The 13,454-nt window shown below is 35.7% G+C and carries 21 protein-coding genes; 5 read left to right on the forward strand and 16 right to left on the reverse strand.

Going from position 1 to position 13,454, the window contains the following annotated elements; all coding sequences use genetic code 11:
- Nucleotides 1-18: 18 nt before the first annotated feature.
- The 13 genes from MY533_RS16600 to MY533_RS16660 form a co-directional block, all read right to left on the reverse strand.
- The gene (locus MY533_RS16600; RefSeq protein WP_248716838.1) at nucleotides 19-321 is read right to left on the reverse strand and encodes a hypothetical protein; all 303 of its coding nucleotides are present in this window, start codon (nucleotides 319-321) and stop codon (nucleotides 19-21) included.
- Nucleotides 322-362: 41 nt separating this feature from the next.
- Nucleotides 363-728, reverse strand: coding sequence for a zinc-finger-containing protein (locus MY533_RS16605; RefSeq protein WP_248716839.1), 366 nt, complete (start codon nucleotides 726-728; stop codon nucleotides 363-365).
- Between the two features lie 180 nt (nucleotides 729-908).
- Nucleotides 909-1,712 carry a recombination protein RecT gene (recT, locus tag MY533_RS16610; protein WP_248716840.1) on the reverse strand — a complete coding sequence of 268 codons (804 nt, stop codon included), beginning with the start codon at nucleotides 1,710-1,712 and terminating at the stop codon, nucleotides 909-911.
- A complete protein-coding gene (locus tag MY533_RS16615) occupies nucleotides 1,712-1,909 on the reverse strand; it encodes a hypothetical protein (protein ID WP_248716841.1) in 198 nt (65 codons plus the stop codon). The genes recT and MY533_RS16615 overlap by 1 nt, the downstream gene beginning before the upstream one ends.
- 1 nt (nucleotide 1,910) lies before the next feature.
- Nucleotides 1,911-2,840, reverse strand: coding sequence for a YqaJ viral recombinase family nuclease (locus MY533_RS16620; RefSeq protein ID WP_248716842.1), 930 nt, complete (start codon nucleotides 2,838-2,840; stop codon nucleotides 1,911-1,913).
- A 68-nt stretch (nucleotides 2,841-2,908) separates the two neighbouring features.
- Nucleotides 2,909-3,145 (reverse strand): YqaI family protein, encoded by a 237-nt coding sequence (locus MY533_RS16625; protein WP_248716843.1) that lies wholly within the window; start codon nucleotides 3,143-3,145, stop codon nucleotides 2,909-2,911.
- Nucleotides 3,142-3,426, reverse strand: a complete 285-nt coding sequence (locus MY533_RS16630) for a hypothetical protein (protein ID WP_248716844.1) — start codon at nucleotides 3,424-3,426, stop codon at nucleotides 3,142-3,144. The genes MY533_RS16625 and MY533_RS16630 overlap by 4 nt, the downstream gene beginning before the upstream one ends.
- 130 nt (nucleotides 3,427-3,556) lie before the next feature.
- The gene (locus tag MY533_RS16635; protein ID WP_248716845.1) at nucleotides 3,557-3,949 is read right to left on the reverse strand and encodes a hypothetical protein; all 393 of its coding nucleotides are present in this window, start codon (nucleotides 3,947-3,949) and stop codon (nucleotides 3,557-3,559) included.
- An 80-nt stretch (nucleotides 3,950-4,029) separates the two neighbouring features.
- Nucleotides 4,030-4,296: a hypothetical protein gene (locus MY533_RS16640; protein ID WP_248716846.1), complete on the reverse strand. Its 267-nt coding sequence runs from the start codon at nucleotides 4,294-4,296 to the stop codon at nucleotides 4,030-4,032.
- The gene (locus MY533_RS16645; protein ID WP_248716847.1) at nucleotides 4,287-4,577 is read right to left on the reverse strand and encodes a helix-turn-helix domain-containing protein; all 291 of its coding nucleotides are present in this window, start codon (nucleotides 4,575-4,577) and stop codon (nucleotides 4,287-4,289) included. Before MY533_RS16645 ends, MY533_RS16640 begins: the two co-directional genes overlap by 10 nt.
- Nucleotides 4,578-4,735: 158 nt before the next feature.
- Complete coding sequence (locus tag MY533_RS16650; RefSeq protein ID WP_248716848.1) at nucleotides 4,736-5,005, reverse strand: group-specific protein; 270 nt, start codon at nucleotides 5,003-5,005, stop codon at nucleotides 4,736-4,738.
- 27 nt (nucleotides 5,006-5,032) lie between these two features.
- Nucleotides 5,033-5,734, reverse strand: coding sequence for an ORF6N domain-containing protein (locus MY533_RS16655; RefSeq protein WP_248716849.1), 702 nt, complete (start codon nucleotides 5,732-5,734; stop codon nucleotides 5,033-5,035).
- A gap of 39 nt (nucleotides 5,735-5,773) precedes the next feature.
- Nucleotides 5,774-5,998, reverse strand: coding sequence for a helix-turn-helix transcriptional regulator (locus tag MY533_RS16660; protein ID WP_248716850.1), 225 nt, complete (start codon nucleotides 5,996-5,998; stop codon nucleotides 5,774-5,776).
- A 158-nt stretch (nucleotides 5,999-6,156) separates the two neighbouring features.
- Between MY533_RS16660 and MY533_RS16665 the strand changes: the two genes are divergently transcribed.
- From MY533_RS16665 to MY533_RS16675, 3 genes are all read left to right on the forward strand, one after another.
- The gene (locus MY533_RS16665; RefSeq protein ID WP_248716851.1) at nucleotides 6,157-6,558 is read left to right on the forward strand and encodes a helix-turn-helix domain-containing protein; all 402 of its coding nucleotides are present in this window, start codon (nucleotides 6,157-6,159) and stop codon (nucleotides 6,556-6,558) included.
- Between the two features lie 106 nt (nucleotides 6,559-6,664).
- On the forward strand, nucleotides 6,665-7,165 hold the full coding sequence (locus MY533_RS16670) for an ImmA/IrrE family metallo-endopeptidase (RefSeq protein ID WP_248716852.1): 501 nt from the start codon (nucleotides 6,665-6,667) through the stop codon (nucleotides 7,163-7,165).
- Between the two features lie 11 nt (nucleotides 7,166-7,176).
- Nucleotides 7,177-8,283, forward strand: a complete 1,107-nt coding sequence (locus MY533_RS16675; protein ID WP_248716853.1) for a site-specific integrase — start codon at nucleotides 7,177-7,179, stop codon at nucleotides 8,281-8,283.
- A gap of 388 nt (nucleotides 8,284-8,671) precedes the next feature.
- Here MY533_RS16675 and MY533_RS16680 read toward each other — a convergent pair whose 3' ends face one another.
- Together MY533_RS16680 and argF are read right to left on the reverse strand one after the other, a co-directional pair.
- Entirely contained in the window at nucleotides 8,672-8,827 is a 156-nt protein-coding gene (locus tag MY533_RS16680; RefSeq protein WP_248716854.1) for a hypothetical protein, read from the reverse strand.
- Nucleotides 8,828-9,122: 295 nt separating this feature from the next.
- On the reverse strand, nucleotides 9,123-10,088 hold the full coding sequence (gene argF, locus MY533_RS16685) for an ornithine carbamoyltransferase (protein WP_248716855.1): 966 nt from the start codon (nucleotides 10,086-10,088) through the stop codon (nucleotides 9,123-9,125).
- 236 nt (nucleotides 10,089-10,324) lie between these two features.
- On the opposite strand from argF, the gene MY533_RS16690 reads away from it, so the two are divergent.
- Together MY533_RS16690 and MY533_RS16695 are read left to right on the forward strand one after the other, a co-directional pair.
- Nucleotides 10,325-10,783 (forward strand): MarR family winged helix-turn-helix transcriptional regulator, encoded by a 459-nt coding sequence (locus MY533_RS16690; protein WP_248716856.1) that lies wholly within the window; start codon nucleotides 10,325-10,327, stop codon nucleotides 10,781-10,783.
- A gap of 13 nt (nucleotides 10,784-10,796) precedes the next feature.
- A complete protein-coding gene (locus MY533_RS16695; RefSeq protein ID WP_248716857.1) occupies nucleotides 10,797-11,789 on the forward strand; it encodes a serine hydrolase domain-containing protein in 993 nt (330 codons plus the stop codon).
- A gap of 507 nt (nucleotides 11,790-12,296) precedes the next feature.
- On the opposite strand, the gene MY533_RS16700 is transcribed toward MY533_RS16695, so the two are convergent.
- Entirely contained in the window at nucleotides 12,297-13,385 is a 1,089-nt protein-coding gene (locus tag MY533_RS16700) for a M42 family metallopeptidase (protein ID WP_248716858.1), read from the reverse strand.
- Nucleotides 13,386-13,454 lie beyond the last annotated feature (69 nt).

Genomic DNA, 13,454 nt, shown 5'->3' on the forward strand with positions numbered 1-13,454 from the left:
AAATTTTTAATCATAAAATTAATCCCATAAGAAGTAGAAAATAACGGTAATTGGATTACGTTTTCGCTTCTCGATAACCTCAAAGACCACTTTTGTAGCATTCTCTTCAAATGGTACCGATGAAATATCAGGAAACTCACTATGTTGTACCTCTCGCCCTAGTTGCGAATATGGCGTATCAGTTGAAAGGAATTGCTCTCCAATTGTTTTTCTTGCCAACATTACAGCATCTTTTGAGTGGATTGAAACGTGTCGATATTTACCACTCTGTTCAAGTTGTGACTGTTTTTGTTCAATGAATTGTTGTAGTTGAATACTCATATACTTTCCTCCTACGGTATAAAAATCATCTTGCCTGTTGTCTAAGCTAAACCCCTATACTCTTTTAACTTCCGAATCAACTCAAAACATTGCTCTTCGTCCATCATGCCGATATGAGCCTTTTTCGGTGGTAAATCCATTAATTCTTGCATCACTCGATACGCTTTACTTCTACTCATTTTTCGATATTTGCCTTTCCATAACGGATCAAACATTGAATGAGCAGCCCTTCTTATATTTCGTAATCGAGCATTAGCTAAAGTACCAAGAGGTGTTTTTCCTTTACCGTGCGTACCTACATAAGCATCACAAGGTCTACACACATACATGTTCACACCATAATCACGTCCATAAAACTGTTTGCTGGACATAAACTCGGCCTCGTTACCACAGTAACCACAAATCATTTCTAAACCTCCTATAACAGCCCTTCATGCCTTTCACAAACCGCGAAACTACCACTCACTTTGGTAACTCGATAGTTTGGATATCGTTGCATGTATTGCAGCACCAGTCGCTTAATTTCGTCTTTGTTACCTCCTGCCTGTTGGAATATCCAAGCAGGCAGAAGGACTTTGTGCGGTACGTTATTCATTTACAACTTCCACTTCAATTTCAGGTGCATCAACGAAGAATTCTGTTTCTGGTGTGATATCTTTCATTTCACGCTTTGGTGCTGTACCCTCGTCATAAGCTACCTGTTGTTGCATCTCCACGCTAATCGGTAGGTACTTCCACATGTGTCGTACAACGGTCTTTTTCGCCATTTCTTCGTAGTCTGTAGCCCACGGTGAATAGTTTGAATTCGCAGCCTTTGAGCGACCTTTACGCTTTTCAATTTCGGCTTTTGACATGAACTCAAATTGATAACCTCCATCCTTGAAGTGAGCTACCGCATAAGCACCCACAAATCCCCCTTTATCTTCATCCATACAAGGCTTGTGCTTCAATTTAGGGTCTAATCCTAGTTCATACTCAAATTCGTCTTTCTCGTACACTGCATGAGCGTAAATCGACTGTATATGACCACTACGTCTTGCAAGGTCAATCATCCCTTTGTAACCGATGATAAATTGAACTTCTGTAATGCCCTTTTTGTTGTTTTTGAACGGTAATAAGTAGCAGTGACCCATTAATCCTGGCTCTAAACCTAGTTGAGCTGCTTGCATAACTGCACCTAGTAAACTAGAAACATCTGCATCTTTAAGTGCTGGAGTTGTACGAATCGTAGTCATTGCCAGTCGCATTAAACGGTCAACGTCCATGTGTTTTGGTAAAGCTTGCGCCATCGCTGGAGCCATTTGTTTTAGGTAATCATCAATTGTTTTAGGTTTTGCTTGAGTAGATGGTGTTTGTTGCATTTGAGCTTTTAAATCAGTTGTAGTTGCCATTATTTATCCTCCTTTTGAGAAATAACTAAATTAGTGTCTGATTCTATTTTTTGAGTTGAAATATCAATCCCTTGTCTATCATGTTTGTATCGCGATCTTGCATGACTTGCGTCATTTGCCATAACAACTGTAGTAATGGTAGTTAAAATTGTTTCTGTTACTAGATATTCCTTTGATTTATCCATAGGTTTAATCAACTTAATTAGCCTCCTTAATTGTTAAACGTCTTGATGGTGATTCTTTGCAATACTTTTTGTATAAGTCTGGGTTCTCATCTTTCAATCTTTTGCTATCAAATCGATTGGAAAAGATGGTTTTATATGAAACTTTAAAACGATTAGAGTGCCCTTCGGCTGCTTCACCAAGTGTCATCTTGAGTTGATTTTCGTATTCTTTACGTTGCTTTTCTAATTGCTTTTCCTCAGTTTTTATTGATTCTATAGCTTCAATCAATGTGTTAGATTGCTCGTCCAACATAACTGCTGAACCATCATCCTGCGGGTACATCTTAGCTAGTAATTCAGTAGCTGATGTACTACCATCGATTGCAGGAGGTTCGTTAGCTAATACATGATTCTCCCAGAACTCTTTCTCATGTTGTATCATCAACTCGATAAATTCTTCATCCCTAGCAACTTCTTTCCAAACAAATTTGTTACCACCAATTAATACGGTGATATATGCTTTTTCGTAGCCAGTGACCGCAAGATAGTGTTGCAACTGACAAAGGTATGCTGCTGGAACATCTTCACCATTCCAACTGTCCTTTAAGTACTCACTTGCTGTTTTGCATTCCAGAAACGCTTTTTCACCAACTACATCCCTATCTAAGTTTGCGGTCATAAAATAATGATTAGGATGCCGTAGCATTCTATTGATCTTTCGAATTTTCTTTCCTGTTCGTTTTGCAAATTCCTTAGCTACAACATCTTCAAGAATGTTGCCCCAATATGCCGCCTCGTTATCTGATTCCTCTACAAAATCAGATGTTTTTTCTATATATAATTGAAATGCTGATTTCCAACGATTAAAACCAAGAATAGCCGATGCATCAGAACCACCAATACCACTCTTACGAAGCTGTAGCCATTCGATACGATTCATTTCTAAGGTAGAAACTGCTTCCATTCCGTTGCCCTCCTATGCTAAAATCTCATTAATAAATGTTTTTCTAAGCCACTATTACGAGTAGTGGTTTATTTTTTTGTGCAAAATACTGCATTGTAATGATCCTCAAGATAAGTGTGGATGTTATCCATGTGAACGACATCACCGTTTGGAAACTCCATATAATCATCGTTGAATACGATTAAACTGCCATAGACATCACGAAAATCTCTTTTCATTTCTACATATTGAAATGTTGGTACATTATTTATTGGCTCGATTGTTCCTAATACCATTGGATTCTCAACTTCTGCAAGTGCTCTCACGCTATCGCCTCACTTTCACGTTGCCAACAGATGAATGAAATGCCGCATTTAATAACTTTATATTGCCTCCAATCTTCACCTTCATAGCCTTTCTTATTTTCAATATCATAAGCACCTAGTTTTTTAATAGATTCACATGAATATAACTGAACAAGAATGTCAGCATTAGCAGCTGAACTGGAACTATATTCAACTCGGATAACATCCTCTGACGCTACACCATGTTGCTCTAAAATTTTAGGCAATTCAGTAATTCTAGACACTACATTTGCTAATTTCATACATATCAACCCTTTCGATTATTTTGATGGCATCCCATCAAGCAGCTCATAATGTTTGGCTAACCAGACCAATTTGAGGAGGATTATGAACTGCTTGACGAGAGCGAGATAACACTCGCAAACGTCTGATTTATAATTTGCTTTTAAAGAACGTTTCAATTTTCGCTGCAACTGGATCTGTTATTTCAACTTTTAATACATAGCCTTGCTCTTCAACCAAATTTACTTCTGCGCCTTTTGAAATAGCCCATTTTTTAATCTTTTCAAATGCAGAATAAGCACTATTTAACTTTCCACCAACTGCATTTACTCCATGAATATAGAATGTATAAGGCTCTATTGGAGAAACATCGATACGCTTTACGATAGTTTCAAAAATTGAATTACTAACCTCTAACCCTGCTAAGTTTTTCATTTTTTTATCCCCTTTTTCTCTATTAATCCCCTTTTGTGGTATAATAGATTTGTATATGTTGTCGCTGTTTAATCTCTCGCTAAGATTAAGCAGCTTTTTTATATTCATCTAACTTTGTTAACTCCCTCTTATCGCAAATGAAGTGTAAATAAATTAACCTCTGCTTTAATGTCATGTGCTTCCATGCTCTAGGCTTGATTCGCATATTCCTTCACCACCTCACCAAGTAGTCCTTTATCCTGTGCAACCTTGATAACCCACATGAAGTTTTGATGATCTTGTAAACGTACTTTTAATCTTTCAATTTCACGATTCGTTTTATTGATTTTTCGTGTACACTCAGCAGATAAGTGATACTCATCACGTTGGTTATGAACTCCTATTGCTACTAATAAATCCTCATTGCAAGCCTCTAACATCGCTATTTCTAGCTTTAATTTTTTTGCTATATCCATCTGAACATACCTCCTATAAACATTGGTACTGTTTGTGATAAGTGTGTAATAGCATTCGCTATTTCCATTCCGAACATCATTGCTGTTCCAGCAAACTCTGATTCAGTAATTTTCAACCATGAAGCGAAGGTGAAAATATCTATTGTTTTTCTGCCACTTTCTAATTTGCTGATAGCTGATTGTGTACTATCTAATCGCTCCGCCATTTCTTCCTGAGTAATATTTGCATCGATGCGGAATTTTTTTAACATCTTTCCGACTTTTGCAAAATCTGCAACCATATCTTTTTGCCCCTTTATTTCAATATTTCAATTTGGAATATATTCTTTTTTCGTATACTAATTCACGCCAAGTTAACTTAATATAAAGATAAGAGGTTGTTGCCCCAACCTCTTACTAGATTGGTAGTTTGACTTGAGGCCATTTGCCCTGGCCTCTCCTATGCTCTTGGTTGTTGTTTCAGCCATTTAAGTAAAAATTCACTTGCTTCCTTTGCCGGTATTAACCATTTAGTGCCGACCTTGTGTCTCGGAAAATCCGGCAAAAAGAAGAATGTTTCTAATACAAAACTGCGTGACATACACGTTTTTTCACATAAGGTTTTTAAATCCCAAAATATAAATTCAGATTCAATAGTTTGTAATTTAGCTTTAATTTCATTACGTGCTATTTCAAATACCTGTTGCTCGTCGATTTGTACTTGAATCATCAACAGCACCTCCTGTGTTTAAGTCGTTCAAGATACCTTTCTTGGAACCCAAGATCGAATATAATTAATAACTATTTGTAATTCTTGTCTTCGAACATCCTTATAACTTGCTACAGCAAAACGGTCTTTTATTTCACGATGTAGTTCTTTAAATAATTTAGGACGAATAGTTGTATCATCTTCGATACTGTAAACTTTTTTAGCAACTTCCTTTTGAACTGCACGTTGCTCACCTGATGTTAAGGTAATTTGTTCTTCAACTTTTTCACTGATTAATGAAAGTTCTTTTCGAATTTCATGTTGCTCATTTTTAATTGCTTGAGTATCCTCAACTAAATCAGCGGTTGTACGTAATACTGTTACCAACGCCTGGTCTTTAGATAACGGAACAACATTATCTTTAACTGTGTAGTATTCGTCTACTAACATTTCGTAAGCATCCCATGCTTTATCTGTATTAAGTGACTTGGCATGTAGCCACGCACCTTTTTCAGTCCAAAGATAAAGAATTTGAGCGTTTTTAGAACCGTCCTCAATTTGATGAAGGTTTAAAAATTCACGTTTAGATTCACCGGTTAATGCAATGTAATGTTTACCTTCTTTGTAACGATCCTTGTTACGATTAAAGTTGTTTGAGATGACTTTGTTTTCTGTCTCGTAACTTTCAGCAATTTGCGTTGTTGTTAGTACTCGACGATTGTCATGTACGATGATTTGTAATGGATTCATAGTAGTCCTCCTATTAAATGTTTTTAGACATTTTGTCTTTTAAGAAACATTCATTTTAGACATTTCGTCCAATTTCTCTTTAAAAAAAATGTCATCAACACTGCAGTTGAATACTGCAGCTATTTTGCCTGCAAGAATGAAGTTCGGATTTCTAATACCACTTTCTATTTTGTAATAGTGCGAAGTAGATATCCCTAACATTTGAGATATTTTCTTTACACTTAATTTTTTCTTCTTTCGAAGATCTTTTAGATTAGTTCTCATTTTTTCACCTCATTTCGTTTGGACTATTTGTCTCTTGAGTTAACTATAATGGACAAAATGTCCAAAGTCAACTGTTAATTACACATTTTGTCCAAAATCAATTATTTATTGGACAATAAGTGTAAAATTCAATATATCAAATCAAAAGGAGAGCTCTTATGTTTCATGAAAGATTAAAGAAGTTAAGAGAGAACGAAAATATTTCTCGTGAACATCTAGCCAATTCATTAGGTATAACATATTCTGCGTTATCGAAATATGAGACTGGAAAAAGAGAGCCTGGACTGGAATTATTACAAAAAATCGCAAACTACTTTGATGTAACAACTGATTATTTATTAGGCGTTACTGATAATTCTAAACCAGCAGATTATAAATTAGCTGGAATATCCGATGAAGATTACAACAATCTTAGTGCATACCAAAAAGAAGTTATCGATTTCTTCTTAACTAGAGAAAATTTATTTTTTAAAAATCAACCAGATAATTTACTTGATGCTCTCGAACAATTCGAAGTGTATTACGAGGTATGGAAAAAACAACAAGAGAATAAGAAGTAATTTTACATTCTTATGTAGACTTTCCAGACATTTTAAAATTCGCCTTTTCAGTGGTGGATTTTTTTGTTAACATCAATAGAACATACGTTTGTGAAAGAGGGATGTTATGAATTTTGTTTATACTCATTTAGAAGATTACATTCGAGAGCTATACACCGAAATCGGAGTAACAAAACCAAAACATTTAGATCCACGAATAATTGCTCCTAGACTTGGCTTTATAGTAATTTATTTACCTTGTGAATCAGTTAGTTATGACAACATAATCTATATAGATTCACGATTATCAGAAGAGGAACAATGGCAAGAATTTTGTCATGAATTAGGCCATGTATTATCTCATTCTGGCAATCAAACTAAAACTCACTATTTGTTTAGAGAGTACCAGGAGTGGAAAGCGAATAATTTTGCTTTCCAAGCGTGTGTACCTACTTTCATGTTAAATAATATCAACCTTCCTAAAAATAAAAAGGAAGCCATTATTACAATTTGTATATTATTTAAGGTAGACTATGAATTTGCTAAAAAAAGATTAGATCATTATTTAAACAATCACTTTCTAGAAATAATTGAACATAATAATAGTCCTTCTGTTGATTACATATAAGGAGTGATACTATGGCTTACTTCCGTAAACGTGGTGACAATTGGGAGTATCGTATTAAGTACAATGATGCTGGTAAACAAAAGGAGATTTCAAAAGGCGGTTTTAGAACCAAGACAGAAGCTAAAGCTGCAGCTGTGTTAATAGAAGAAAAGCTAGTTAAAGGTGGAATCGAAAATTTAAGAAAAGGTGAGATTCTTTTTGAGGATTGGTTAGACGTTCATAACAAGATGAATAGACAACATAGAAGGGAATCTAGCAATATTTCAGCAAAAAACGGACAACTAAAATTACTCAATAGATTTAAAGGATATAAGCTAAATAAAATTAAACGCGCTGATTATCAGTTATTTATTAATGAATTGTTATTTGATATTGACTATGCAAAAAACACAGTTGACCGCATTCATGGTGAAATGATGTCTATTATAAACAGTGCAGTGGAGCACGATGAACTAGAAAAAAATTTATTAAGAGGAATACAAATTACTAAAGATGAAGACGTGGAAAAAATGGTCTTCTTAAACAAGCAAGAGGTCAAACAATTATTAAACGCAATAGAAAATGAAGATATCTACAAACGTGTTATGGTCATAACTTTACTTCATACAGGAATACGTAGTGGGGAGCTTTTAGGTTTATTTTGGTCAGACATTGATTTCGAAAATAAAACACTTACAGTTGATCGCCAACGAACTAGACAAGGACTTGGACCACCTAAATCAAAATCGGGTTATCGAATTATTACAATAGAAGACGATTTGATTAATGAGTTAAAAGCATACAAAGAATGGCAAGAGGAAAACAGGAAAATTAAAGCTAATTACATTAAATCAGACTATATTTTTGTAGACGAAAATGGTAAAATGTTTTATCAATCGAAACCTCAGGATTTGATGAAAAAATTACTTAGTGATGCAAAATTAACACCCAGAAAATCTACTCATTTATTACGTCATACTCATGCTGTCATGATGTTGGAATCTGGTGCGGACATTAAAACTGTTAGTACAAGATTAGGGCATAAAAGTATAGACATTACAGCTAACACTTATTTGCATGTCACACCAGAGCATGAAAGAAATACTCTGAAAAAATTCGAGGATTACCTTAAAAATTAAACTTTAAGGGGCAAAAAGGGGGCAAATTCAGAATACCCCCAAGATAAACCCTTTTATATCAACAGTTATACCTTATTACCCGTTAATGTCCAATATCAACGGGTTCTTTTTTTATAAATCATAGCGGAAAACTTTTTACAAGCTTATCTCCCTGATTCATCTCTTACAAAACCCAAGGATAAATAAAGAATAATAGTAGCCAAAAGATTAATCCTGACGATTGCGTGCAAAGGCAAAGCCGTTTTAGGCCCCTAGCCCTCTCCCTTTAGGATGCACGCCAAGTAAGCACAAAATGGTAGACTTTATGTTAAGCTCTAGCAAACCATAAGCTTTTTCAGAATCTGTAGATAATTGCAGGCCCCTAAAATCTCATCACCCCGCTTTGCCACTAAAATTGTCTCTGCATGAGGGTTACCGACAGATGCCGAATATAACTTAAGTAAGAAGCCCAGTCCTCTGGGTTCTCATATTCCTCTAAAACCTCTAAATACTTTGCATAGTCTTCCTCTTTTAAATGCTCAATCACTATTTCAACTACTGTCATCGTTCTTATCCCCTTTCTGTATAAACAACAAGTAAATGGGCAGTTTGCAAGAAAAAAGTAACCTAGCGTCTCCCAGGTTACTTTAATATGTAGCGATGTGGTCATCCATCTTGATAACATACATCACGCGTGGCATACATCCCTCTGTCTGCAACCACTTTATGCTATTCATATTGACACCCCCTGTTGCCAATATGAACTCTCTTTATATTTTCTCAACTAAGAAGTATAATACTTCAAAACAATTGTAGCATACGCTTCGCTTTCGCCACAAAAAAACACTTGCTGAAAGAAATTAAGCTAGAATTGATGCTAGCACTGCTTTTTGCGCATGGAGTCTATTTTCTGCTTGCTCAAAAATATAGGAATTTGGGCCATCTATAACAGCTGACGCTACTTCTTCTTCGCGATGAGCTGGTAAGCAGTGTAGGAACATATAATTTGGTTTGGCGTATGCGACAAGTTCATCATTAATTTGATAACCGGCAAAGTCTTGTAGACGTTTTGCCGTTTCCTCTTCTTGGCCCATTGATGTCCATACATCCGCGTATACTACGTCCGCGTTTAACACTGCTTCTACAGGATCATTTGTGATGGTTATTAGGCTACCATTTGCTGCTGCGATAGCCTGTGCTTTTGCAATCACCTCTGCATCACATTCATAGCCAACTGGCGTTGCTACTGCCACGTTCATTCCTACGTGAGCAGAAGCGACTACTAATGAGTGCGCCACGTTATTGCCATCTCCAACATATGCTATTTTTAATCCTTTTAGGTGTCCTTTATTTTCAATAATTGTTTCTAAATCAGCTAAAGCTTGGCATGGGTGATAAATATCCGTTAGTCCATTGATAACCGGTATAGATGCATGCTCTGCAAGCTCCTTTACCATTGCATGAGAGTTCGCACGAATCATAATACCATCTAAATAGCCTGATAACACATGTGCTGTATCATAAATCGATTCACCACGACCAATCTGTAAATCACGCGCATGCATAAACATACCTTTTCCACCTAATTGGATCATACCAACTTCAAATGAAATACGAGTACGAGTTGAATGTTTTTCAAAAATCATGCCGAGTGTCTTACCTTCTAGCAGCTTCGGACATTTCCCTTCTTTTGTAATTATTTTCAGCTGTGTCGCTAATTCAACTAACTGCTGAACCTCTTCACTTGTATAGTCTAGAAAGGTTAATAGGTCCTTACCTTTTAAACTAGATACTAACTTTAACTGTACTTCCTCGAGTAATTTCATAACCTTCGCTCCTTGTTAAATTGCTGTTGGGCTTAGTATAACAATGCATAAATATAAAATCAACTGAATTTTTATGTTAATTTTAAAAAGTTTGAATTTTATTTTCAGTTGTGTCTAAAATTCGAATCATCGAATATTTATGCATATTCCATCTTTGATCGCATAGTAAGAACATTGCATTATTGTTAATACATATTTATAATTTATATATATTAATTATTTAGGTGGTAAAATACATGGATAAGGATTTGGTGCATCTTGTTAAAGAAATCAATCAAGTTGAATATGAAACCAATTTAATGTTAACTGAAGAATTTTCCTCATTGTTCGATGAAACATTAACGACAAAACAAGCAATATTTTTAAATCTTCTTCAGACGAAAGGTCCCCTTCAAACTTATGAATTAGCCAAGTTAATGGGTACATCCCCAAGTGCTGTTAGCCAACTAGTAAATAGGCTGGAGCAAGAAGATTATATAAAAAGAACAATGAGTAAAAAGGATCGTAGAGAGGTTATTATAGAACTAGATGAACAGGGACATCTTTATTTTCAAAAACAGGAGGAAATTGAGCTTGCTATTATAAATAAATATTATACAAAGCTCAATAGAGAGGACTTGTTACAATTAAAAGACATACTTTTGAAATTACGTTTTATTATTTCAGAGGAGCAGGAAAAAAATAAGCGTTCTTAATGGAGGAATTATTGTGGATTTACACGATTTAAAAAAGGACATATTTAAAATTGCTTATCCCTATATAAAAAACCGTCTAAATGTTGCTTTATCTATCGGTATCATTTCTCAAGACCAAGAAGCTACTTTTACTTTCGGCGGCTCAAATTTTATGCTGGAAGAAAAGCCTTATATATATGAAGTTGGGTCGATTTCTAAAGTTTTTACTACATCCATATTAGGGGAAATGATGCAAGAAGGAAAAATCCATATAGATGACTCTATTGGCAAATACTTTTCTGAAATTCCCGATAATCACCCTGTCACACTCAAACGTTTAGCAAATCATACTTCTGGACTACCAGGAATAGGTGTGCTGAAGAACATTTACAATCTTTTTGACGCACAAACACCTCGTGATCCTTTTTGCCAATATTCACTGGAAGAGACTATTCATTATTTTAAAACACATACAGACGAGCCTAAAATTAAATTTAGATATTCTAATGTAGGAATGGGGCTTTTAGGATATATTTTAGCCACTACACTTCACACTGATTATGAAACAGCTATTAAACAAAGATTAACAGATCCTTTAAATATGCCAAATACATTTATTTCTATCCCTTCTGATCAAGCTGAGGCAGTATTGCAAGGCTACACGGTTCTTGGACATAAAAAGTCACCGCTCCAAATGAATGACTTTATGGCAGCAGGAGCAATCCGTTCAACTGTCAATGATCTTTTAAAGTTTATGAGCGTACATTTAAGTGATGAAAATTTAGGGTATACCTTAACACATCAAGCAACTGAGACCTTTTCGGAACATATGGGTATTGGGCTAGGATGGCTTCTTGAAGACAATATCATTTGGCATAACGGTTCGACGAAAGCTTTCTCTAGTTATCTTGGGTTTGATAAAACACAACAAACAGGCGTCGTTGTTTTATCAAATTATCGTTCGCCTATTTTGGCGACAAACCCTGGGCAGATTGGGAAAGATATTTTAAAACTTTTACAGGTTTAATAGTAGATATTTTATGAATATAAAACGGGGTATCTCCACTTTTTAAGATACCCTCATTTTAAAGTGAATTTTCTTATATCGTTTTTCGGACAAAAGGAACAGTTACAACAGCCCTTGAAACTAAAGATGATACATTAATAATAAAGTTAGATGTTACAAATCAAAAAGATAATGAAATAAAACAACATGTTTATAAATTAACGTTCGACTCAAATCTTGATACGATTAATATTCACATCAATGGAAAATCTACACCTATTGATAATGTAACAGTAACAGGTATATAAGTGATTCATCACCAAAACGTGTGGGTGATTTCCGTTCCAACTAGGCGCTTTGTTGCTGTCGCTCGAGGAATTGCCCAGTCTCCACTCCAATCAACTATTTACATAGATGCATTGAACTACATACGAATCCCTTTTGTTATGCTTTCTCAATCGCTCCGATTTCCAACACAAAAAGCCTCCTAACATTTCTGTTAGAAGGCTATAAGTTCTTAGCGCAGTATTAATCAAAAATAATTTTATTGACTGCATCACGGTCTAATTTTTTAATCACTTCCACCATTAATTTTACAGCGTTATCATAATCATCACGATGTAAAATACCTGCATGTGAGTGGATGTAGCGTGTTGCAATACCGATAGATAGTGCAGGTATACCATTCGCAGTTACGTGGATAGAACCAGCGTCAGTACCGCCACCAGCCATTGCTTCGAATTGATATGGAATATTGTGCTCATCAGCCACATCTAATACGAATTCACGTAAGCCACGGTGTGACACCATTGATGCATCATACACAACAATTTGTGGACCGGCGCCCATTTTACTAGTCGATTCTTTTGCAGTTACCCCTGGTGTATCCCCTGCTACACCTACATCGACAGCAAAGCCGATATCTGGTTGGATTTTATGCGTAGCAGTTTTCGCACCACGAAGCCCTACTTCTTCTTGAACATTTCCTACAGAATAAAGGATGTTAGGATGCTTTTCATTTTGCAATGCTTTCATAACATCAATGGCAATTGCACAACCAATGCGATTATCCCATGCTTTTGCTAATAAGTATTTTTCATTTTTCATCACATTAAATTCGAAATATGGTGTTACCATATCGCCAGGGCATACACCCCATTCAAGTACTTCATCTTTTGAAGCAGCACCAACATCGATAAACATATCTTTAATGTCTACCACTTTGTTACGCACATCTGCCGGTAATATATGCGGTGGCTTTGAACCAATAACTCCAATGATTTCATCGCCTTTACGTGTTGTAATTGTTACACGCTGCGCAAGCATAACTTGGCTCCACCAGCCACCTACTGTTTGGAATTTGATGAACCCTTTGTCATCGATTTGAGTAACCATGAAGCCTACTTCATCTAAGTGACCTGCAACCATGATTTTTGGGCCATTTTCATCCCCAACTTTTTTAGCAATGACGCTACCTAAATTATCTGTTTCAACTAAGTCTGCATATGGTCCAATGTATTTTTTCATGACCTCGCGTGGTGCACGTTCATTACCTGCAATACCATTCGCATCTGTTAAATCTTTAAACATTTGTAATGTTGAATCTAGCTGTGTCATCCTTTTTCCTCCTGACTCTTGTATCTCCTCTATTATACTTCGTTTACCGAAATATTCCTAGCCTAATCG

The sequence above is a fragment of the Lysinibacillus sp. Ag94 genome (genome assembly GCF_023242215.1).
Classification (GTDB): Bacteria; Bacillota; Bacilli; order Bacillales_A; family Planococcaceae; genus Lysinibacillus.